The 19,763-nt window shown below is 68.9% G+C and carries 23 protein-coding genes; 11 read left to right on the plus strand and 12 right to left on the minus strand.

Annotation, left to right across the window (positions count from 1 at the left end; translation table 11 throughout):
* Positions 1–40: 40 nt before the first annotated feature.
* From BLT19_RS05560 to BLT19_RS05585, 6 genes are read right to left on the minus strand one after another with little or no spacing between them, the layout of a single operon-like run.
* A complete protein-coding gene (locus tag BLT19_RS05560) occupies positions 41–220 on the minus strand; it encodes a CsbD family protein (RefSeq protein ID WP_091487478.1) in 180 nt (59 codons plus the stop codon).
* A 40-nt stretch (positions 221–260) separates the two neighbouring features.
* A complete protein-coding gene (locus BLT19_RS05565) occupies positions 261–875 on the minus strand; it encodes a hypothetical protein (RefSeq protein WP_091487480.1) in 615 nt (204 codons plus the stop codon).
* Positions 872–1,456, minus strand: a complete 585-nt coding sequence (locus tag BLT19_RS05570; RefSeq protein WP_091487482.1) for a DUF6286 domain-containing protein — start codon at positions 1,454–1,456, stop codon at positions 872–874. The genes BLT19_RS05565 and BLT19_RS05570 overlap by 4 nt, the downstream gene beginning before the upstream one ends.
* Positions 1,453–1,863, minus strand: a complete 411-nt coding sequence (locus tag BLT19_RS05575) for an Asp23/Gls24 family envelope stress response protein (RefSeq protein WP_091487484.1) — start codon at positions 1,861–1,863, stop codon at positions 1,453–1,455. Before BLT19_RS05575 ends, BLT19_RS05570 begins: the two co-directional genes overlap by 4 nt.
* Complete coding sequence (locus BLT19_RS05580; protein ID WP_091487486.1) at positions 1,863–2,051, minus strand: DUF2273 domain-containing protein; 189 nt, start codon at positions 2,049–2,051, stop codon at positions 1,863–1,865. Before BLT19_RS05580 ends, BLT19_RS05575 begins: the two co-directional genes overlap by 1 nt.
* Positions 2,048–2,527 (minus strand): Asp23/Gls24 family envelope stress response protein, encoded by a 480-nt coding sequence (locus tag BLT19_RS05585; RefSeq protein WP_091487488.1) that lies wholly within the window; start codon positions 2,525–2,527, stop codon positions 2,048–2,050. The genes BLT19_RS05580 and BLT19_RS05585 overlap by 4 nt, the downstream gene beginning before the upstream one ends.
* 132 nt (positions 2,528–2,659) lie before the next feature.
* Between BLT19_RS05585 and BLT19_RS05590 the strand changes: the two genes are divergently transcribed.
* The 4 genes from BLT19_RS05590 to BLT19_RS05605 all read left to right on the plus strand — a co-directional run bounded on the left by BLT19_RS05590 (position 2,660) and on the right by BLT19_RS05605 (position 6,070).
* Positions 2,660–3,235, plus strand: coding sequence for an RNA polymerase sigma factor (locus BLT19_RS05590; protein WP_091487490.1), 576 nt, complete (start codon positions 2,660–2,662; stop codon positions 3,233–3,235).
* Complete coding sequence (locus tag BLT19_RS05595) at positions 3,226–3,822, plus strand: hypothetical protein (RefSeq protein WP_091487492.1); 597 nt, start codon at positions 3,226–3,228, stop codon at positions 3,820–3,822. Before BLT19_RS05590 ends, BLT19_RS05595 begins: the two co-directional genes overlap by 10 nt.
* On the plus strand, positions 3,819–4,238 hold the full coding sequence (locus BLT19_RS05600; protein WP_157681766.1) for a hypothetical protein: 420 nt from the start codon (positions 3,819–3,821) through the stop codon (positions 4,236–4,238). The genes BLT19_RS05595 and BLT19_RS05600 overlap by 4 nt, the downstream gene beginning before the upstream one ends.
* Before the next feature lie 143 nt (positions 4,239–4,381).
* Positions 4,382–6,070: an L-serine ammonia-lyase, iron-sulfur-dependent, subunit alpha gene (locus BLT19_RS05605; RefSeq protein WP_091487498.1), complete on the plus strand. Its 1,689-nt coding sequence runs from the start codon at positions 4,382–4,384 to the stop codon at positions 6,068–6,070.
* A 367-nt stretch (positions 6,071–6,437) separates the two neighbouring features.
* Here BLT19_RS05605 and BLT19_RS05610 read toward each other — a convergent pair whose 3' ends face one another.
* Positions 6,438–7,430, minus strand: coding sequence for a hypothetical protein (locus BLT19_RS05610; protein ID WP_157681767.1), 993 nt, complete (start codon positions 7,428–7,430; stop codon positions 6,438–6,440).
* 653 nt (positions 7,431–8,083) lie between these two features.
* Here BLT19_RS05610 and BLT19_RS05615 point away from each other — a divergent pair.
* Genes BLT19_RS05615 through BLT19_RS05630 form a run of 4 tightly spaced genes read left to right on the plus strand, consistent with a single transcriptional unit; the run spans position 8,084 to position 10,500 of the window.
* On the plus strand, positions 8,084–8,692 hold the full coding sequence (locus BLT19_RS05615) for a TetR/AcrR family transcriptional regulator (protein ID WP_091487503.1): 609 nt from the start codon (positions 8,084–8,086) through the stop codon (positions 8,690–8,692).
* A gap of 25 nt (positions 8,693–8,717) precedes the next feature.
* The gene (locus BLT19_RS05620) at positions 8,718–8,999 is read left to right on the plus strand and encodes a DUF4287 domain-containing protein (protein ID WP_091487505.1); all 282 of its coding nucleotides are present in this window, start codon (positions 8,718–8,720) and stop codon (positions 8,997–8,999) included.
* A gap of 41 nt (positions 9,000–9,040) precedes the next feature.
* The gene (locus BLT19_RS05625; RefSeq protein ID WP_197673029.1) at positions 9,041–9,769 is read left to right on the plus strand and encodes an ABC transporter ATP-binding protein; all 729 of its coding nucleotides are present in this window, start codon (positions 9,041–9,043) and stop codon (positions 9,767–9,769) included.
* On the plus strand, positions 9,766–10,500 hold the full coding sequence (locus tag BLT19_RS05630; RefSeq protein WP_091487508.1) for an ABC transporter permease: 735 nt from the start codon (positions 9,766–9,768) through the stop codon (positions 10,498–10,500). Before BLT19_RS05625 ends, BLT19_RS05630 begins: the two co-directional genes overlap by 4 nt.
* Positions 10,501–10,587: 87 nt before the next feature.
* On the opposite strand, the gene BLT19_RS05635 is transcribed toward BLT19_RS05630, so the two are convergent.
* A complete protein-coding gene (locus BLT19_RS05635; protein WP_091487511.1) occupies positions 10,588–11,022 on the minus strand; it encodes a MarR family winged helix-turn-helix transcriptional regulator in 435 nt (144 codons plus the stop codon).
* A 90-nt stretch (positions 11,023–11,112) separates the two neighbouring features.
* On the opposite strand from BLT19_RS05635, the gene BLT19_RS05640 reads away from it, so the two are divergent.
* From BLT19_RS05640 to BLT19_RS05650, 3 genes are all read left to right on the plus strand, one after another.
* On the plus strand, positions 11,113–12,927 hold the full coding sequence (locus BLT19_RS05640) for a DUF2207 family protein (protein WP_091487513.1): 1,815 nt from the start codon (positions 11,113–11,115) through the stop codon (positions 12,925–12,927).
* Positions 12,928–13,030: 103 nt separating this feature from the next.
* Positions 13,031–13,396, plus strand: a complete 366-nt coding sequence (locus tag BLT19_RS05645) for an HNH endonuclease (protein ID WP_091487516.1) — start codon at positions 13,031–13,033, stop codon at positions 13,394–13,396.
* A 9-nt stretch (positions 13,397–13,405) separates the two neighbouring features.
* Positions 13,406–14,029, plus strand: a complete 624-nt coding sequence (locus BLT19_RS05650) for a DUF1684 domain-containing protein (RefSeq protein ID WP_091487518.1) — start codon at positions 13,406–13,408, stop codon at positions 14,027–14,029.
* Positions 14,030–14,039: 10 nt separating this feature from the next.
* Here the strand turns inward: BLT19_RS05650 and pgi are convergent, their stop codons facing one another.
* The 4 genes from pgi to BLT19_RS05670 form a co-directional block, all read right to left on the minus strand.
* Positions 14,040–15,722, minus strand: a complete 1,683-nt coding sequence (gene pgi / locus BLT19_RS05655) for a glucose-6-phosphate isomerase (RefSeq protein ID WP_091487520.1) — start codon at positions 15,720–15,722, stop codon at positions 14,040–14,042.
* Between the two features lie 303 nt (positions 15,723–16,025).
* Positions 16,026–16,913, minus strand: coding sequence for an aldo/keto reductase (locus BLT19_RS05660; protein WP_091487523.1), 888 nt, complete (start codon positions 16,911–16,913; stop codon positions 16,026–16,028).
* A 100-nt stretch (positions 16,914–17,013) separates the two neighbouring features.
* Positions 17,014–18,507 carry an MFS transporter gene (locus BLT19_RS05665; RefSeq protein WP_091487525.1) on the minus strand — a complete coding sequence of 498 codons (1,494 nt, stop codon included), beginning with the start codon at positions 18,505–18,507 and terminating at the stop codon, positions 17,014–17,016.
* A 124-nt stretch (positions 18,508–18,631) separates the two neighbouring features.
* Positions 18,632–19,681, minus strand: coding sequence for a zinc-binding dehydrogenase (locus BLT19_RS05670; protein WP_172825595.1), 1,050 nt, complete (start codon positions 19,679–19,681; stop codon positions 18,632–18,634).
* Between the last annotated feature and the right edge of the window lie 82 nt (positions 19,682–19,763).

Raw genomic sequence — 19,763 nt, forward strand, 5'->3', positions numbered from 1 at the left:
GCGGCCGAAGCCCCAGCATCCCGTTCCGCGTCGTCGCGTGCTACTTGTCGCCGGTCAGCGTGTCCTTCACGTCCTGGCCGACCTGCTTGACGCCGGACTTGGCCTGGTCGGCCTTGCCTTCGGCGACCAGCTTGTCGTTGTCGGTCGCCTTGCCGACGGTCTCCTTGCCCTTGCCGACGAGTTCTTCGGCCTTGTTCTTGATGTCGTCTCCGATGCCCATGGCATCCTCCTTCTTTCTTGTGGGTGGTTGCGGACTGTGCTCAGGCGAGGCGGCGCTGGTCGCGCGCGAGCCTGGATCTCAGTCCCGAGTGGATCGAGATGTAGGTCGGAACCTCTTCGCCGGTCAGGGTAGCGAGGTTCGAGACCAGTCGGTCCACGTCTTCGAGCACCTGCTTGGGTGAGGTGTTCTGCCGGGGTGTGACGCTGACGTGCATCACAGGCTGTTTGCGGACGTCGTTCGCGCTGACGCTCGAGAACAGGATGTCGGAGCGTTCCCGCAGGGAATGCTGCAAGGCGTCCGAGACGAAGCCTGCTCGGACGTGCACGCGTCCGAGGGGGTTGTCCGAGCCACTGCCGCGCAGCACCGTTCGGGTGCGTCCGCCGCCGATGCGGGTGAGGACGACGATGAGCAGGATCACCAGCAGCACGATCAGGGCGAGCACGCCGATCGCGAGGCCGCTCAGAGCGGTCGCGCCCATCATGGTCGTTGCGATCGCGTCATCGATCCAGGTGCGGCCGGCTTCGGTAGCCCCGGTCCAGTAGTCGGCTGCGACCGGCAGCGCCATCACCGTCACGACAGCGGCTCCGAGTGCGAGCAGGGCGATACCGACGATGATGAGCACGATCCTGTTGAGTGCGCGATTGGTGTCGTTCATCGGTCCTGGTCCCTTTCCGGTGGACTGGTGACGCGTACACGGGACGTCACGGAGGGGATGAGCGCGTAGCGCTCGAGTTCGGCGTCGACGACGCGGGCGATCGGCTCCTTCTCGTGGGGATCGCCGAATCCGGAGCGGACGGTCACATCGACCGTGCGGTGCGACACCCCCACGGTGATGTCGTCGCGCTGGATGCCCGTCTCCTCGCTGATCCGCTGGGCGAGCGATGACGCGATCACGCCGTTGTCGACGACGACGGCTCGACGGTCGCCCGACATCTCGTGCTTGGGCAGTCGGCCGGGCCCCAGCCCCAGCACGAGGAACACGAGTCCGAGAACCGCCAGGACGACGCCGCCCAGGATCACGAGACCCGCCGGCTGAGCCGTGGGGAGCCCGACGATCCATCCGAGTGCCGCGCCCGGTCCGAGCAGCAGCGCCGGCTGCGCCAGCAGGTACAGCACGATCTCCACGCCCACGTACACGAGGGCGAGGATCAGCAGGATGACGGCGATGAACATCGCGACCGTGCGAGGCGAGTGCGTCTCACGGCGGACGATCCTGCGGAATGCCGGGGTGCTCATCTCACTCTCCTCTTCTCTGCGATGACAGCGCCGGTGATGGTGATGTCGACGCGGGACACGTCCCTGCCGATCAGGTGCGCGACGCGGTCGCGGACCTCCTCCTGGATGCGCCCGACACGCACGAGCACCGGCTCGCCGTCCCGGATGGCCGCCGTGTCGTCCAGATCGGGTACCGGGAGCGGTGTCGACAGGCGGACGGCAACACCCTTCGAGCCCTCCGCGACCTGCACCGAGATGCTCCCGCGCTCCACTCCGACGACAGAGGCCGATGTCTCGTGCGCGATCTTCTCGAGCACCCGTGGCTGCACACTGATGCGGCCCGAGAAGCGATCCGCGTCAGTCGAGGGCGTCCGGGCGGCGACCTCTGCGAGATCGCCGCCGAGCCGGCCGGCTTGTGCCGCGCTCATCAGGAGGTGCGGCGACCGCTGAACGCGTTGGCGAGGCCGCGTACGTCCAGCTTGCCGGAGACGATTCGCCCGAGCAGCGCACCGACGGCCACGAAGACGGCGACGAGGAGGAATCCCCAGAAGCCGAAGAGGATGATCGATACGGCCAGGATGGCGCCGAACACGGCGCCGGTCACTGTCGGGCTCATGAGACGCGCGACTCCTCGACGGTGGTGTTGTCGTCGGAGGGCAGGTGGACGTCGTTGACGTCGACGTTGACCTCGACGACCTCGAGGCCGACCAGCGACGTGATCGCAGCCGAGACTGCGGCGCGGACGTTCGCGGCCACCTCGTGCACGGGCACGGGGTACTCGACGACGATCGTGATGTCGGCGGCGGCCTGCGTCTCGCCGACCTCGACGCGGACGCCCTGGGTCAGGTCATCGGCGTTCACGACGCTGCGCAGTGCACCGAGGGCGCGGGCACCTCCGCCGCCGAGGGCGTAGACGCCGCGGACCTCGCGCGCGGCGATGCCGGCGACCTTCGCGACGACGCCGTCGGCGATCGTCGTGCGTCCTGCGGATGTCTCGACGATCGCGCCGGCAGTGGTGCCGAACGCGCGGTCCACCCGCGAGCTGGTCGCAGGAACGGTCGTCGCGGAAAGGGTCTTGTCTTCGGTAGCCATGGAATCCTCCATCTGTCAAGGGTCAGGCGTCACACCGAACGGTGCTGCACCGGAGCGTTATCGTCGCTCTACAGGTAAGACGCTCGTGACAGCGAAAACGTCACAAGAAAGTTCAGGGGAGTTTCCGGGGACATGACCGAACGGCCCGGCGGACCCGGATCCGATCGCTTCCGCACCATCGCGGACGAGATCCTCGCCGAACGAGCGGCGGACGGCGATGCCGAGGCGTTCGAGGCGCTGATCCGCCGATACGGTCCGCTCATGAAGGCGTACGTTGCCCGCATCGTCGGGTCGCACGCCGCGGCGGACGACGTCCTCCAGGAGGCCTTCTACACCGCGTGGCGGAAACTGCCGGAGCTGCGCGACCCCGCCGCGGTCAAGGCCTGGCTGATGCGCATCGCCAGTAGGATCGCGTACACGCAGATCAGGCGGAGGCCGGACGACGTCGGGTTGCCGCTTGCGGAGATCACCGTTCGCGAGGATTTCCATCCCGAGAACGTCGCGGTGCGCAATGCGCAGCTCAGTGCACTTTCGGTCGCGCTGGATGCGCTGCCCGAAGACCAACGGCGGTGCTGGCTTCTGCGTGAGGTGGCCGAACTCAGTTACGACGAGATCGCTCAGGACATGGAGATCCCGAAGGCGACGGTTCGAGGCAAGCTGGCTCGCGCACGTTCGAGTATCTACGCGCAGATGGAGGGATGGCGGTGACCGACATGACCCACCGCACGCTCGATTGCGGGAAGACGATCGAGGACCTCAGCGACTATCTCGCCGCCGACCGGTTCCCGCGCGACCCGCACATCGAAACGTGCCCCGAGTGCCTGAACGCGCTGCAGGGACTCGCCCGCGTGTCCCAGCTGTCCCGGGACCTGCTCGCCCAGGACATCGCCGAGCAGCCGCCCATTCCGGAGAGCTGGTTCCAGGGGATCATGAGCAACATCCAGACCGAGGTGCGAGCCGGTCGCGCGCTGCCCCTGCATCACCCCGACCCGCGGGTCACGCTTTCCGTCACCGAGGGCGCGGTGCGTGCGCTGATCCGCTCCGTGGGCGATGACATCCCGGATGTCGTCGTCGGCCGCTGCAGACTCGAAGGCGACGTCGAGAGGCCGGGAGCGCCGATCGTGGTGACCATCACGGCGAGCATCGCGTTCGGGCGGCCCATCCTGCCGGTCACCACCGCGCTGCGCACAGGGATCCTCGAAGCCCTCGCGCGTCACACCGAACTGCACGTCGAGGCGGTCGACATCTCGATCGACGATCTGCACGGGGACATCCCCGAGGAAGGGCAGCGATGACGAGCCTCACCCCTACACCTGATCGGGATTCCGGCCCGGGCGCGGCCTTCGATGCCACGGCTGCAGCAGCAGTGGACGTCGAGGTGGATGTCGTCGTCGACGTCGACGGGATCCTGGAGACGGCGTTGACGACAGCCGTGTACGACGTCCACGGGGTCACAGACGTGTTCGCCGCCGGAGGCTCGATCGCGCAGCTGCCGCAGATCGTCGGCGCCGTGTTCGCGCACGACCTGGATCGGCTGAATCGCGTGCGTGTCGTCTCCGCAGACGATGGGACCACGGTGGTCACCCGGATCGGCGTGGCGCGCTCCGCGAGCACTCCCGAGGCGGCGCGCGAGGTCGCTGACGCGCTTCTGGCCGCCGTCCCCGAAGGCGACGGGGCGACGGTCTCGGTGCAGGTCTCGCGGATCTCCTGATACCGGCCGCCGGATCGTCTTCTTGCCGAACTGCGCGCTGCGTCGGGACACACTGCGTCGTCCGAGAGGTCGAGGGCAGGCATCCTGATCGCTGTTGACTCGAATCCATAGGCAGTCTGCGAGAAGCGGCGTAACCTAGCCGGATGAGCGCATACGTCTCTGCGTTCGAGCTGTTCTCCATCGGCATCGGACCCTCGAGCTCGCACACGGTCGGTCCCATGCGGGCCGCCCGGGATTTCGCGGCTCGTCTCCGCTCGGCGGGGCTCCTCGAGGATGTCGCACGAGTCACGTGCACCCTCTACGGATCGCTCGGCGCCACCGGCATCGGCCACGGCACACCCGACGCGGTGGTCGCGGGCCTGCAAGGGCTGGATCCGGAGACGGTGGAACCGGATGCTGTCCGCTCGGCGTGGACCGACTGGCCGAGGGGCCGAGAGCTGGCGCTGGACGGGTCGCACGCCGTGTCGTTCCAGAAATCCGATGTCGTCTTCGCGCCGCGGACGCGGCTTCCCGCACACCCGAACGCCATGACCCTGGAGGCGTGGTCGAGCCCACGGCCACCGGTCGATCCGGAGGTGGCGCGGCTCGCGGCCGCCGGGATCCGCAGCACCGGGCGTGGTTCGGTGCAGCGCCCGGTTCCTGGGCGGGCCTCGGTCGGTGATTCGGACTCGGTCGGTGAGCCGGACTCGGGCGGTGAGCCGGCCGCGGTCTCTGAGCCCGCCGAAGGGTCGCGCCCGGACGGACTCCTCCTCCGCGAGACGTACTACTCCGTCGGCGGAGGCTTCATCCGACGCGAGGGGGCGGGTGACTCACGCGCCGGCTTCGGGCCCGCCGCCGACCCGGACTACCCGCTTCCGTTCGACAGCGCGCAGGAGCTGCTCGAGATCTGCGACGAGCGCGGCATCACGATCGCCGAGGCCGCGCGCACGAACGAGGAGGCGCTCCGAGATCCCGAGGAGATCGCCGCGGGGCTCGACCGGATCTGGGACGCGATGGCCGCGTGCGTCGACGCGGGAATGCAGGCAACGGGTGTCCTGCCCGGGCTGCTGGCGGTCAAACGCCGCGCCGGCGCGATGCGCGAGCAGCTCGAAGCGGCAGAGGCCGACGGTCACCGCGAGCTGCCGGGGGAATGGCTCGCGGCGTTCGCGCTCGCCGTCAACGAGGAGAACGCGGCCGGAGGCCGGGTGGTCACGGCTCCGACGAACGGTGCTGCCGGCATCCTTCCCGCAGTCGCCATGTACTGGTGGCGCTTCCTCGCCGACTCCGGCCTCGGTGCGGGCAACGCGGTCACGCCCTACGGTGAGCTCGTCGGCAGCGCGCTCATCGGATTCCACGCTCCCATTCCGGAGCTCGTCGAGGGGTCGCCCGCGGCGATCGCGGAGGCGAACCGGCGGCGGGGCATCCGTCGCTTCCTCCTGACCGCCACCGCGCTGGGGTCGCTGTTCAAGGCGAACGCCTCGATCTCGGGCGCCGAAGGTGGCTGCCAGGCCGAAGTCGGCTCGGCGTGTGCGATGGCGGCGGGCGGGCTCACCGCGGTCATGGGCGGGACGAACCGCCAGATCGAGAACGCCGCCGAGATCGCGATGGAGCACCACCTCGGCCTGACCTGCGACCCGGTCGGCGGGCTCGTGCAGATCCCGTGCATCGAGCGCAACGCGATCGCCGCCTCGACCGCCGTGACCGCTGCGCGCCTGGCGCTCCGCGGCGACGGGAGCCACTACGTCTCGCTGGACGCCGTCGTGGAGACGATGCGTCAGACCGGCATCGACATGTCGACGAAGTACAAGGAGACCAGCGAGGGCGGTCTCGCGGTGAACGTCATCGAGTGCTGATCCCCTCGCGCGCAGGTGTCAGGTTCTGCGGCCTCGTGGCGCCTGACGTCGCGCGAGCTGCCACCTCGTGGTGGCTCGGCGACCCGAGGTGTCAGGTTCTGCGGCCTCGCGGCGCCTGACGCCGCACGCACTGCCACCTCGTGGTGGCTTGGCGACCCTAGGTGTCAGGTTCTGCGGCCTCGCGGCGCCTGACGCCGCACGCACTGCCACCTCGTGGTGGCTTGGCGACCCGAGGTGGCAGTTCCTGCGGCCTCGCGGCGCCTGACGTCGCGCGAGCTGCCACCTCGTGGTGGCTTGGCGACCCGAGGTGGCAGCTCGTGCGAGTTCAGCCGGGCTGAGTGTGCACGAACTGCCACCACGAGACAAGTCACCCGTGCTGCCAGCCGCGCCGAGCGAGCGCGCTCCGGACGATGGGGACGGCCCGCGGCTGTGCGCCCCGGATGTGTCCGGAGGTGAGGCGGATGACCTCCCACCCCTCGGCGACGTATGCCGCGTGCTTCTCGATGTCGCGGTTCCACTGGTCGCGGCTCGTGCGGTGGTGGTCGCCCTCGATCTCGACGACCACGCGCCACTGGTCATAGACGATCTCGGTGATCCCGATCCGGAACCCGTGCGCATCGAAGATCTCCACGTCGAGCTGGGGGTCCGGCAAGCCCGCCGCCGCCGCATCGAGGCGATAGTCCGTCTCCAGGGGTGACGCGCTGCCCACGCGGATGAGTTCGAGCGCTTCGCGCAATCTCGCCGCGCCCGGACGCGACCCGGCATCGACGGCGGCCCGCAGCTGATCGAGCGTTGCGCGTTGCTCACGCGGCTGCCGTCGTCCTCGGTCGTCACGCGGAACGCGAACGAACGCATCGCCGAGACGGACCAGATCCCTGACGCTCATCTCCGCACCGAGCATCGCCCACGTCGAGCCGGGACTGGTGACGCGCAGGCCGAGGTGCTCACGCGTCGACGCGAGTGCGACTGCCACTTTGCGCCCTCGGATGCCCTCCCGTCGAGGAGCCCGTGCAGGCGCGAAGACGCCCACCTCGAGGTCGCCGGCGTGATCGATCGGAGCGTCATAGAGCACGGCGGCCGTCCGTCCGGTGAAGAACGCGTGGTGTGCCATGATCGCGTCGTACTCGCGCGCCCTGGTGAGCACGGCGCTGCGAAGTGCGCGATCCCGTGCGAGGGGTGCATCGTCGAGGATCGGCGGACACGCGGTTGGCTGGGACTCGACAACCGTCCGGACGCCGCGAAAAGGGATCCGGAGGTCCTTAGCGCGCAGCCGGCCTGGACTGACACCGGCTCGCTGCGCGTCGGCGCAGGTGAAGGTGCGACCGAGCTCGGAAGGCAAGGGAGCGGCAGGCGTCGGCATCCGCTCACGGTCCTCGCCCTGGTCACCGTGCGGCGCGCGCCAGTGCAGATCTGTGCAGGGATCGGCCTCATGCCTGCGTGTGGAGGAACCTGCCCTGGGCCACGCGCGGTGGCAAATTTCAGCGGTGTCGAGCCCTCTGAGGCCGCACGAACTGCCACCTCGCGAGGAACGCAGTCCGCGGGGGTGGCAGGTTCTGTGGCCTCGAGCATCGTGACTCCGCAAGAGCGGCCACCTCTGAGAAGGGCAGCACTCGAGGGTGGCAGGTTGTGCGGCCTCAGGCTCTGCGAGCCCGCACGAACTGCCACCTCGTGCGGAGGCCGGCTCGTGAGGAGACCGGTCCGCGGGGGTGGCAGGTTCTGTGGCGTCAGGCTCTGCGAGCCCGCACGAACTGCCACCTCGTGCGGAGGCCGGCTCGTGAGGAGACCGGTCCGCGGGGTGGCAGGTTCTATGGCCTCAGGCTCTGCGAGCCCGCACGAACTGCCACCTCGTGCGGAGGCCGGCTCGTGGGGGTGGCAGGTTCTGCAGCCTCGAGCCGCACGAGCCCGCACTTGCTGCCACCTCACGCGAGCCTCTGTTCGCCAGGGGACCGATCCGCGAGGGTCGAGGAGAGCGGATGCCGCTGCCCGCCGATCGGCCAGGTCTAGGCTGACCGCATGCCGGAGTACGCCGTCCCCACGCCGAAACGGCGCCGCGGGCGACCCAGGGCCGGCGAGGCCGGCGGGCGCGAGCGCATCATCGCCGCGGCGATCGACGAGTTCGGCGAACTCGGCTACGACGGGTCGACCACGCGCGGGATCGCCGCCCGCGCCGGGGTCGACGCGGCGCTCGTGCACCACTACTTCGGCACCAAGGCGGATCTGTTCGCCGAGACGATCGGGGCGCCGATGCGCCCCGACGTCGACATCCCTGCGCTCCTGGAGGGTTCCGTCGACGGCATGGGCGAGCGCGTCGTGCGCTACGTGCTGGAGGCGTGGGAGAAGCCCGAGACGCGCAAGCGCGGCATCCTGCTGATGCGCACCGGCCTCGGCAATCGCCTCACCACGCCCCTGCTCGCCGGCTTCCTGCAGCGCGAGTTGTTCGCGCGGATCGCTGCGCGCCTCGACACGCCGGACGCCGAGCTGCGGGCGAGCCTCGTGGCCAGCCAGGTCGCAGGACTGCTGATCGCGCGCTACCTCCTGCAGCTTCCCGCACTCGCCGACGCGAGCGTCGAAGACCTCGTGGCGCGCGTCGGACCCACGGTGCAGAGTTATCTCACGGACTGATCCGAGGTCCGGGGAAGGAGAGTGGATGTCGTTCCAGGCGTACCTCGACAACATCGAGGACAAGACCGGGCTGACGCCCCGCCAGTTCATCGACCTCGCCGGGGAGAAGGGCTTCGGCCCTGGCACCAAGTCGGGCGAGATCGTGTCCTGGCTCGCGGAGGACTACGGCCTCGGCCGCGGTCACGCGATGGCGCTCGTGCACGTCATCACGAAGGGCGACGCGAAACACGTCGGCACCGGCACCGCGCACAGCGATGCGTCCGACACGCTCTGGCTCGACGGCAAGGCGAGCAATCCCGACCGCTGAGGTCTTGACCGGGCCGCGTCCGGAGGAGCATTATTCATCACATGATGAATAATGCGCTCGAGTCCGCCGTGGATGTCCGCGGTCTCACCGTGCGCCGCGGGAAGACCGAGGTCTTCGCCGGGCTCGACGTCACGATTCCGCGCGGACAGATCACCGGACTGCTCGGGCCATCCGGCTGCGGCAAGACGACCCTGATGCGCTCGATCGTCGGCGTCCAGAAGGTCGCGGCCGGCACCGTCACCGTGCTCGGTGAACCGGCCGGCAGCACGCCGCTTCGCCGACGGGTCGCCTACGACACCCAGGCCGCCTCTGTCTACGGCGACCTCACCGTGCGCCAGAACCTCCGCTACTTCGCTCGCGTGCTCGGCGCCCCCCGCGCAGACGTGGACCGCGTGATCGGCCAGGTCGGACTCGACGCCCACCGCGACCAGCAGGTCGATTCACTGAGCGGCGGACAGGAGAATCGCGTCTCGCTTGCGGTGGCGATGCTCGGTTCACCCGAGCTGATCGTGCTCGACGAACCGACCGTGGGCCTGGATCCAGTCCTTCGCGCCGAGCTGTGGACGCTGTTCCGCGCGCTCGCCGATGCGGGCGCGACGATGATCGTGAGCAGCCACGTGATGGACGAGGCGCTGCGGTGCGACCGGCTCCTGCTGATGCGCAGCGGCCGGATCATCGCCGACACGACCCCGGACGGGTTGCTGGCCGAGACCGGTGCGAGTGATCCGGATGCCGCGTTCCTCACGCTCATCGAGAGGGATCAGCGGTGAACGGCGCCCGCACCGCGGCCACTGCCGGCCGCGTGCTCCGCCAGCTCAGCCACGACCCGCGCTCGATCGCGCTCATGCTGGTGGCACCCAGCCTGCTGGTCGGCCTCTTCGCCTGGCTCTTCAGTGACCAGGACGGCGTGTTCGACCAGTACGGCGGGCCCATCCTCGCGCTGTTCCCGTTCATCGTGATGTTTCTGATCACCTCGATCACGACGCTGCGCGAGCGGCGATCGGGGACCCTCGAGCGCCTCATGACCACCCCGCTCGGCAAGGGCGACTTCATCCTCGGCTACGGCTTGGCGCTCGGGCTGATGGCGAGCCTGCAAGCCGTGATCACGGTCAGCTTCGCCGTCTTCGTGTGCCGGCTCGAAGTCGACGGGCCGATCTGGCAGCTCGGGCTGGTGGCTGTCGTCGACGCGATCCTCGGCACGGCGATGGGGCTGCTGGCGAGCGCCTTCGCGCGCACCGAGTTCCAGGCGGTGCAGTTCATGCCGCTGATCGTGTTCCCCCAGGTGATCCTCGGCGGGCTGTTCATGCCGCGCGATCAGATGCCGGAGGCACTGGAGGTCATCTCCGACTTCCTGCCGCTCAGCTACGCGATCGACGCCATCAACGCGGTGACCGCGGGGGATGACGGGTGGGACCTGTACCGGCCGCTGCTGATCGTCGTCGCCTTCGCGGTGGGATGCCTGATCCTGGCGTCCCTGACCCTGCGACGGCGCACGCCCTGACTCGCTCCGCCGGCTCGACGACCGGGTCGCGCGGCGGTTCAGACGACCGGGTCGCGCGGCGATTCAACGGGCCGGGTCGCGACCGGTTCAGCGGCCCGGGTCGCGCAGCTTCGCCGTCAGATCCCGCAGCTGCTCGAGCTCGTCGTCGTCGAGGCGTGACATCCGCTCGGCGATCGATCGCCCGTGCGCGGACGCGACCCGACGGAACGCCGACGCGCCCTCCGGTGTCGCCCGCACCAGCGAGCCGCGCCCGTCCTCCGGATCGGGGCACTTGGAGACCAGTCCGCGCGCGGTCATCCGATCGACCAGACGCGAGACGCTGGGCTGGCTGATCAGCATGTTCGAGGTCACATCTCGCAGACGCGCGGTCATCCCGTCGCCGCGCGTGACCGTCAGCAGCACGTCGTACTCGGCCTGCGACAGCCCGGTGTCATCGAAGTCGCAGCTGATCTCCTCGAACACCTCGTGCTGCGCGCGGAAGAGACTCTCCCAGGCATCGATCGCGAGGCGGCGGTCGTTCATAGGAATCAGATTACGCGGACGCGCCGCGCGATGGGTCGTGCCGCACCGCGCGATCCGCGGGCGGGGCGCCTGCCTGCGTAGGGTGGAGCCATGGGGACCGTTCTGCGGGTGTTCGTCGGCGCTGTGCTCGCTCTCGTCCTGTCGCTCCTGGCCGCCTGCAGCGCGAGCGTCTCGCTCGAGACCGACGCGGACAGCTCGGATTTCGTCTCGACCGACCTCGACGACTTCTCGTTCCAGAGCCTCGATGTCCAGTACACGCTCGGCCGCGAGGACGACGGCTCGAGCACGCTCCTGGTCGTCGAACGCTTCGTGGCGCTCTTCCCCGACTACGACCAGAACCGGGGCATGCGCCGCAGCATCCCGGAATCCACCGTCGGCCCGCACTCCCCGCGACTGATCTCGATCACCGACGGCGACGGGAACCCGCGTCCGTCCGAGACGGAGTCGGAGGACGGGGTGTTCTCGATGACCTCGCGAGCCGATGACTATGTGCACGGCGAGCAGACGTACGTGTTCACCTACCTGCTGGAGAACGTCACGGTGCGCACCGATGCCGGTGTCGACGAGTTCTACTGGAACGTGCCGGGGACCGATTCGCCGCAGCCCTTCGGTCCGGTCACCGCCCGCACGATCATTCCGCCCGAGCTCGCCGGTCGCATGACCGGAGGTCTCGGCTGCTACGTCGGCTCCGCGGGGTCGACGCAGACGTGTTCGATCGCGGAAGACGACGGCGCGGATACGACCGGCGCGGTGGTGCAGGCATCCACCGATTCGCTCTCCCCCTACCAGACCATGACGTTCGCCATCGGCTTCGACGAGGGCACGTTCACGCCCTTCGACCCGTCGTACCTGGCGTCGCCCTGGGGGTGGCTGCAGGCGGTCGGAGGGCTCGGCCTTCTCGGTTCGATCGTGTACGCCGTCGTCGTTCGCCGGCGGCGCTTGTCCGACGGTCGCGGCCGCCCGACGATCATCGCCGAGTACACCCCGCCGCGTCAGGTCGATGCGCTCGAGAGTGCGGTGCTGCTCGGACGGACCACCAAGGCGATCCCGGCCGAAGTGCTCGAGCAGGCGGTGGTCGGGAGCATCCGGATCGTCGAGGGGGAGAAGAAGCTCTTCGGCGGGGTCAAGCTCAAGGCGCAGCTGATCGATCCCACGCTCGCGGACGGCGACGGCAAGCTGCTCCTGGGCGGACTGTTCCCGGCCCTCGAGCCGGGGACCGAGTACGAGTTCGGTCAGACCGACACCCGGTTCTCGTCGGCGGCGCAGAACATCCTCGCCCTGGCGGCGAAGGAGCTCGTGACCCGCGGACTCCGCCGCGAGGTGCCGTTTACCGACCGCGTGGCCCCGGTGCTGGCCTCGCTCGTCGCCGCAGCCGTGGTGTTCGTGTGCGGTGTGTTCGCTGTCACCGCCTCGGTCGAGCCGCTGATCCCGATCCTGCTCATGGTTGCCGCGGGCCTGACCGTCTTCATCGTGTCGCTGGTCGTGTCGCGGGTGCCGCTCACGGCCGAGGGCGCGGAGGTACGCGATCATCTCGCCGGTTTGAAGGTCTTCATCGAGTGGGCCGAGGCGGACCGGATCCGCATGCTGCAGTCGCCCTCCGGCGCCGAGCGCGTGCGCATCGATCCGGCCGACCCCGCCGAGATGCTGAAGCTGTACGAGGTCCTGCTGCCCTACGCCGTGGTGTTCGGTCAGGAGAAGCAGTGGGCCGAGCACCTGGCCGTCCTCTACGGCTCCGACAACTCGCCGGGCTGGTACGCCGGCTCATCCGCTTTCAGTGCGGCATCGTTCTCCTCCGGGATCAGCTCGCTGTCGGCGACGTCGTCCTCATCTTCGAGTTCGGGCGGGTCCAGCGGCGGCGGATCAGCGGGCGGCGGCGGCGGAGGCGGCGGCACCGGCGGAGTCTGAGGCCCGCGCCCACGTGCCCCGCGGCCTGTGCCCTGTGTCGCCGCGCTCGCCGCGGCCCGTGTCGCCGTGGCCCGCACGGCCGGCGCAGTCCTAGCCTGGCGGCATGGCCGTACCGCAGACCCGCCGCGCTCGCGCCGCCCGCAAGCGCAGGCGCCGCATGGACGCTGCCGACAACGACCTCACGCCGGCGCAGTGGGCGGCGATCCGCGAGGTGTGGGGCGGCTGCGCCTACTGCGGTGCGGATGCCGCGGCGTTGCAGCGCGACTGCGTGCTGCCGCTCTCCCGCGGCGGGCGGTACACGATCGAGAACATCGTCCCGGCGTGCCGGTCGTGCAACGCCAGCAAGTCCAACGACGAGGTCACGGGGTGGCTGCGCCGCAAGAAGCTCGACGAGCGCGCCTTCCTGCTGCGACATCGCGCGTTCCTGGACTCCCTCGCGCGGGGACCCGAGGCCGGAAGCCCCGCGTAGCCTGGAGGAATGCCCACCGACGCTGCACGCACCGCGCTGGAGGTCGCCGACTGGCGCCGCCGCGTATTCGCCCTCTACGCCGCCGTCCGCGAGGCCGAGGATCCGGAGGATGCCCACGAACTCTGGCGCATCGAGCGCGATGATCTGATGGCGCGGCATCCCGCCACGCCGCTCCTGCCCGCGGACCGCCTGATGTTCGAGGGGCTGACCATCGCGCCGTATGACGCCGCGTGGCGCTACGAGCTGCCGATCGTCGAGGCCGAGCCCGGCGGGTTCGAGTTCGCGACGGGCACTGACGGTGTGGTGCCGTTCGAGCGGCTCGGGAGGGTGGAGATTCCGGATGCCGGGAGCCTCGACCTCTGGCGGCTGACGACGTACGGCGGCGGGGTCTTCATCCCCCTCCGCGACAGGCTCGCCGGCTCGCCGGGCGGAACGTATGGCGGCGGACGCTACTTGATCGACACGATCAAGGGTGCGGATCTGGGATCGGATGCCGCGGGCCGCACGATCGTGATCGATTTCAACTTCGCGTACAACCCGTCCTGCGCGTACGACCCGAAGTGGGCGTGCCCGCTCGCCCAGCCGGGCAACGTGCTGCCGATCGCGGTTCCGGTCGGCGAGCTGTACGGCTGAGCCCGCGCGGTCAGCGCGTGCGGTGTTGCGCGTAGTACTCCAGGAGCGCGCGGGTCGAGGCATCCTGGGTCGCCACCGCATCCGCATCGCCCTCGATGGCCGGCGCGATCCGCAGCGCGAGCTGCTTTCCCAGCTCGACGCCCCACTGATCGAACGAGTTGATGCCCCAGATCGTCCCCTGCGTGAAGGTGATGTGCTCGTAGAGCGCGATGAGCTGACCCAGGACCGACGGGGTGAGCGCGGGCGCGAAGATCGACGTCGTCGGGCGGTTGCCCGAGAACGTGCGGGCCGCGACGAGCGCGCCGGTCGTTCCCTCGGCCTCGACCTCCTCGGCGGTCTTCCCGAAGGCGAGCGCCTTGGTCTGGGCGAGGAAGTTCGCCAGGAACAGCCCGTGCACGTCGCGGCCGTCGTCGCTCAGCGGGTACGCGGGGTTCGCGAACGCGATGAAGTCGGCCGGGATGAGCCGCGTGCCCTGGTGGATGAGCTGGTAGAACGCGTGCTGCCCGTTCGTGCCGGGCTCGCCCCAGAACACCTCGCCGGTGTCGGTGGTGACGGGCGTGCCGTCCCAGCGCACCGACTTGCCGTTGGATTCCATCGTGAGCTGCTGGAGGTAGGCGGGGAAGCGGTGCAGCTGCTGCGCGTAGGGGAGCACTGCGTGCGACTGGGCGCCGAGGAAGTTGTTGTACCAGACGTTGAAGAGGCCCATCAGCACCGGGACGTTCTCGGCGAGCGGAGTGGTGCGCACGTGTTCGTCGACGGCGTGGAAGCCCGCGAGCAATTCATCGAAGACGTCGGGACCCAGCGCGATCGCCAGGGACAGGCCGATCGCGGAATCGACCGAGTAGCGGCCGCCGACCCAGTCCCAGAAGCCGAACGCGTTCGCGGGATCGATGCCGAACGCGGCGACCTTGTCGAGGGCCGTCGAGACGGCGACGAAGTGGTGGGCGACGGCATCCGTCTTCGCCGCGTCGGCGTCCTCGATCGCGCCCGCCGCGATCAGCCCCGCCCACAGCCAGTCCCGCGCGAGGCGTGCGTTGGTGAGGGTCTCGAGGGTCGTGAAGGTCTTGGATGCGACGATGAACAGCGTCGTCTCCGGGTCGAGGTCGGCGGTCTTCTGCGCGATGTCGGTCGGGTCGATGTTGGAGACGAACCGCGCCTCGATGCCGGCATCGGCGTAGGGCTTGAGCGCTTCGAAGATCATGACGGGTCCGAGATCCGACCCTCCGATACCGATGTTGACGACGTGGGTGACGCGCTTGCCGCTCACGCCGCGCCAGTCGCCCGAGCGGACCTTGTCCGCGAACGCGGAGAGGGCATCGAGCACGCCGTGGACGTCGGTGTCGATGTGCTGACCGTCGACCACGAGTTCAGGGGAGATGCCCACCGGGCGGCGCAGCGCGGTGTGCAGGACGGCGCGATCCTCAGTGGTGTTGATGTGATCGCCGGCGAGCATGCGCGCGTAACGCTCGGCAACGCCGGTCTGCTCGGCCAGGCGCACCAGCGCCGCCAGGATCTCGTCGTCGACGAGGTTCTTGGAAAGGTCGACGTGCAGGTCGACGAGCTGCTTCGTGAAGCGGTCGACCCGCTGAGGATCGTCGGCGAACCAGCCGCGCAGGTCTGGTTGCAGTGCTGAACGGAGGGCGTCGAGCTCGGCCCAGGCAGTGGTGGATGTCGGATCGATCGGAGCGCTCATGCCCTCAACGCTAGCGCCGGTGGCACAGGGAAAGGGATAGGGCCGATCGGAGAGGCTTCCGACCGGCCCTTGTCCCTTGCACCAAGAGTGTCCTGCAATCACATGCGGTCGTTGCCACAGCAAACAACTTCCGTGGTTGAACTCTATAACGAGGAGGTAACGAAAGGGAAGGGGGTGCCGTTATCTTTTCGTGATTTTCTTTTGACTCGACCTATCGGGATCTCGCGGTACTCGCTCTTGCGCGCATCGGCCTCGCCCGAACGTCGGCCTCGGATCACGGGTTTTCCTTCTCGGTTTCCCGGGTCACGCTTCGGGGATCTCGCGCGCGAAGTACGCGTCGCTGGGCTGGTCGGGGTCCGGGCCGCCGCGGACGCCGGTGTCGAGCGCGTCAATCCGGGCGATCTGTTCGCCCGTGAGCTCGAAGTCGAACACGTCGAAGTTCTCGGCGATGCGGGTCGGGTTGGTGGATTTGGGGATCACCGACCGGCCTTCCTGGATGCCCCAGCGCAACATGACCTGGGCGGGGCTCTTCCCGTGCGTGCCGGCGATCTCGGCGATCGTGGCGTCCTGCATGACGCTCCGACGCTCGTCGCCCCACGGGCCGGGGTAGAAGGTGATCCCACCGATCGGTGACCATGCCTGGGTGAGGATGCCGTGCGCGGTGTCTGCGCTTTGCACGTCGGGCTGCGTGAAGTACGGGTGCAGCTCCACCTGATTCACCGCCGGCACGATCTCCGTCTCGGCGAGCAGCCGGTCCAGGTGGTGGGGCATGAAGTTGCTGACCCCGATGGCCCGCACGTTTCCGTCGGCGAGGAGCGTTTCCAGCGCCTTGTACGCGGCGATCGTGTCTTCGAACCGGGTGGGGATCGGCTGGTGCAGGATCAGCAGGTCGAGGGTCTCGACGCCGAGCTTGCCGGTCGCCTTCTCGAACGCGTGGAGGGTCTGGTCGTACCCGTAGTCGGTGACCCACACCTTGGTCTCGAGGAACACGTCGTCCCGGTCCACGCCCGAGCGGCGCAGCCCTTCACCGACTTGGCGTTCATTGCCGTACGCGGCTGCGGTGTCGATGTGCCGGTACCCCGTGCGGAGGGCCGCCTCCACGGCGGCGGCGGTCTCTTCGGGGTCGCTTTGGAAGACGCCGAGCCCGATGGCGGGGAGGCTGATGCCGTTGTTCAGCGTGAGATCGATCATGGAGTGCTTCTTTCGGTCAGGAGGCGAGCGGTCAGGGATGCGCGGTCGGGTCAGGCGTCGGCGGTGTCGCTGAAGACCTCCTTGGCGACGGTGACGGCGCTCATCGGACGGGGCCAGCCGGCGTAGAACGCGAGGTGGCTCCCGCGCCCGTGGTGGTGGCGTGGGTGTGGCGGAGTGCCGCGGATGCGGGAGCGATGAGGGCAAGGACGATCACCAGGCTCACGACCAGGAAGATGCTTCCAGCGGTGAGTGCAGCGCCGGCCTCCGTGGTGACGGTGACCGCGACATTCCCTGTGCTTCCCGAGGCCGCGGCACCTGCGACGGCGACGAGGATGCCGAGGCCGAGGGATGAGCCGACCTGGTGGAACGTGTTCACGACGCCGGACGCGGCGCCGGCATCGGTCGCGGTGGCCCCGGTGATGCCGAAGGTGGTCATCGGCGCGAACGCGAGTCCCTGGCCTGCGCCGATCAGCAGCATGGGGAGGGCGACGGCGGTGAGGTAGGTGCTGTCCGGTCCGATGTGGCTGAGCCAGAACATCCCGGCGAGGGTGAGCGCCACACCGACGATGAGGGGGATGGTGTTGCCGAATCGGGCCGTGAGGCGAGGGATCGCGATCGCGACGGCGAAGTTGACCAGTGTCATCGGCAGGAATGCGAGCCCGGCTTGCAAGGGTGTGAAGCCGAGCGCCTCCTGCAGGTACTGGCTGGTGAAGAAGAAGAATCCGATCATCGCGCCGAGATACAGCAGCCGGGTGAGGTAGGCGCCGGTGCGGAGGCGGCTGGCGAACAGACGCAACGGCATGATCGGCTGCGCCGCGCGCGACTCGGCGACGATGAACACCGTCAAGATGCCGGCAGCGGAGATGAACCCGATGACGGTGGCGGGGCTCGCCCAGCCGTTCTCGGCCGCGTTCAGGATCGCGAACACCAAGGATCCGACGCCGAGCGTGGAGGTGATGGCTCCGGTGATGTCGAACCGGCCGGGGAGGGCCGGGGTGCGGGGCAGGAAACGGGGCGCGAGGATCAGCATCGCCAGCCCGATGGGGACGTTGATGAAGAATCCGGCACGCCAGGAGAACCAGGAGGCCATCGCACCGCCGACGACCAGGCCGAGGCTGGCACCGATACCGGCGGTCGCGGAGTACCACGCGACCGCACGGGACCGTTCCGCGCCCTGGAAGGTCGCGGTGATCAGCGAGAGGGCGGATGGGGCGACGATCGCAGCGCCGATCCCCTGGATGGCGCGGGCGGTGATCAGCCACCACCCTGCCGGGGACAGCGCGATCAGCAGTGACGCGACGGAGAAGACGATGAGGCCGAAGATGAACACGGGTTTGCGGCCGAGGATGTCGCCGGCGCGGGCACCGAGGAGCAGCAGGCCTCCGAAGACGAGGGTGTAGGCGTTCTGCACCCAGGCGAGTTCCGTGCCGGTCAGTTGCAGGTCTGCTTGCAGACTGGGGAGCGCGGTGAAGATCACGGAGTTGTCGAGCAGGATCATGAAGTAGCTGACGAGGATGATCGTCAAGATCGCGCACTTATGGAGCGGGGTGCTGTGTCGCGGTGCGGTGCGGATCGCACCGGAGGTCGAGGTCATCGGTTTCCTTCCCACCTCCATGTCAACACCGGGTCCGTCTTGGTGGCAGTGCGGGGTGTCCCAGGTACTGCCGGAACCCCCTCGGTCGCGGGGGAGTGACCGGGCTCCGACAGCGACAGTGCGCCTACGGGGTGACCATCACCTTGAGGGCTGTGCGGTCATCCATTGCCTGGTAACCTGCCGGCACCTCGGCGAGCGAGATCGTACGGTCGAACACCCGTCCAGGGTTGATCTGACCGGACAGCACCCGAGGGATCGCCGCTTCGATGTACGCGCGGACGGGTGCCGGGCCACCCGCGAGGCGGGCGTTCTTCCCGAACAGCGAACCGAACCCGACCGGGGCGTCTTCGTACTGGGGGACGCCCACGCGGGAGATGATCCCGCCGGGACGGACGATCCCGTATGCCTGCTCATACGCAGGCATGTGCCCCACGGCTTCGAGCACGATGTGCGAACCCTCCCCGCCGGTGAGATCCATGACCTTCGCGATACCGTCGTCGCCGCGCTCGGCAACGACGTCGGTCGCGCCGAACTCCACACCCAGGTCGGTGCGGGCGGTATGGCGGCCCATCAGGATGATCCGCTCCGCGCCGAGCTGCTTCGCGGCGAGCACGGCGGACAGACCGACCGCGCCGTCACCGATCACCGTGACGGTCTTGCCGGGCTGCACCTGCCCCATGTGGGCGGCGTGATACCCGGTGAGGTACACGTCCGACAGGGTCAGCAGCGACGCGAGCATGCCGTCATCGGCCGTGGCCGGGTTCAGATCGGGAACCTTCACGAGGCTGCCGTCAGCGAGCGGGATCCGGGCAAGATCAGCCTGCAGCCCACCGGTCTCGGCGGAGCCGTACCAGCCACCATGAATGCAGGAGGTCTGGAGCCCTTCTCGGCAGAACACGCAGGTGTTGTCCTGGAACGCGAACGGCGCGATGACGAAATCGCCGGGCTTGACCGTCGTCACGTCGGCGCCGACCTCCTCGACAACGGCGATGAGCTCGTGGCCCATCGGGCTGCCCTCGCTGGACGCATCCATCGAGTGATACGGGTGCAGGTCGGAACCGCAGATGCAGGACCGCACGGTGCGGACGATCGCGTCGGTCGGGTTCTTGATGGTCGGATCGGACACGGTCTCGACGCGCACGTCCCCGGCGCCGTACATGAAAGTCGCAAGCATGCGATGAAACTCCTCAGTGGTCGGAATGCTTCAAGACAATCGCGTCCTTCGCGCGCGCGGGAGTGACCGCTGTCACCGGTAC

Source organism: Microbacterium pygmaeum (assembly GCF_900100885.1).
Classification (GTDB): Bacteria; Actinomycetota; Actinomycetes; order Actinomycetales; family Microbacteriaceae; genus Microbacterium; species Microbacterium pygmaeum.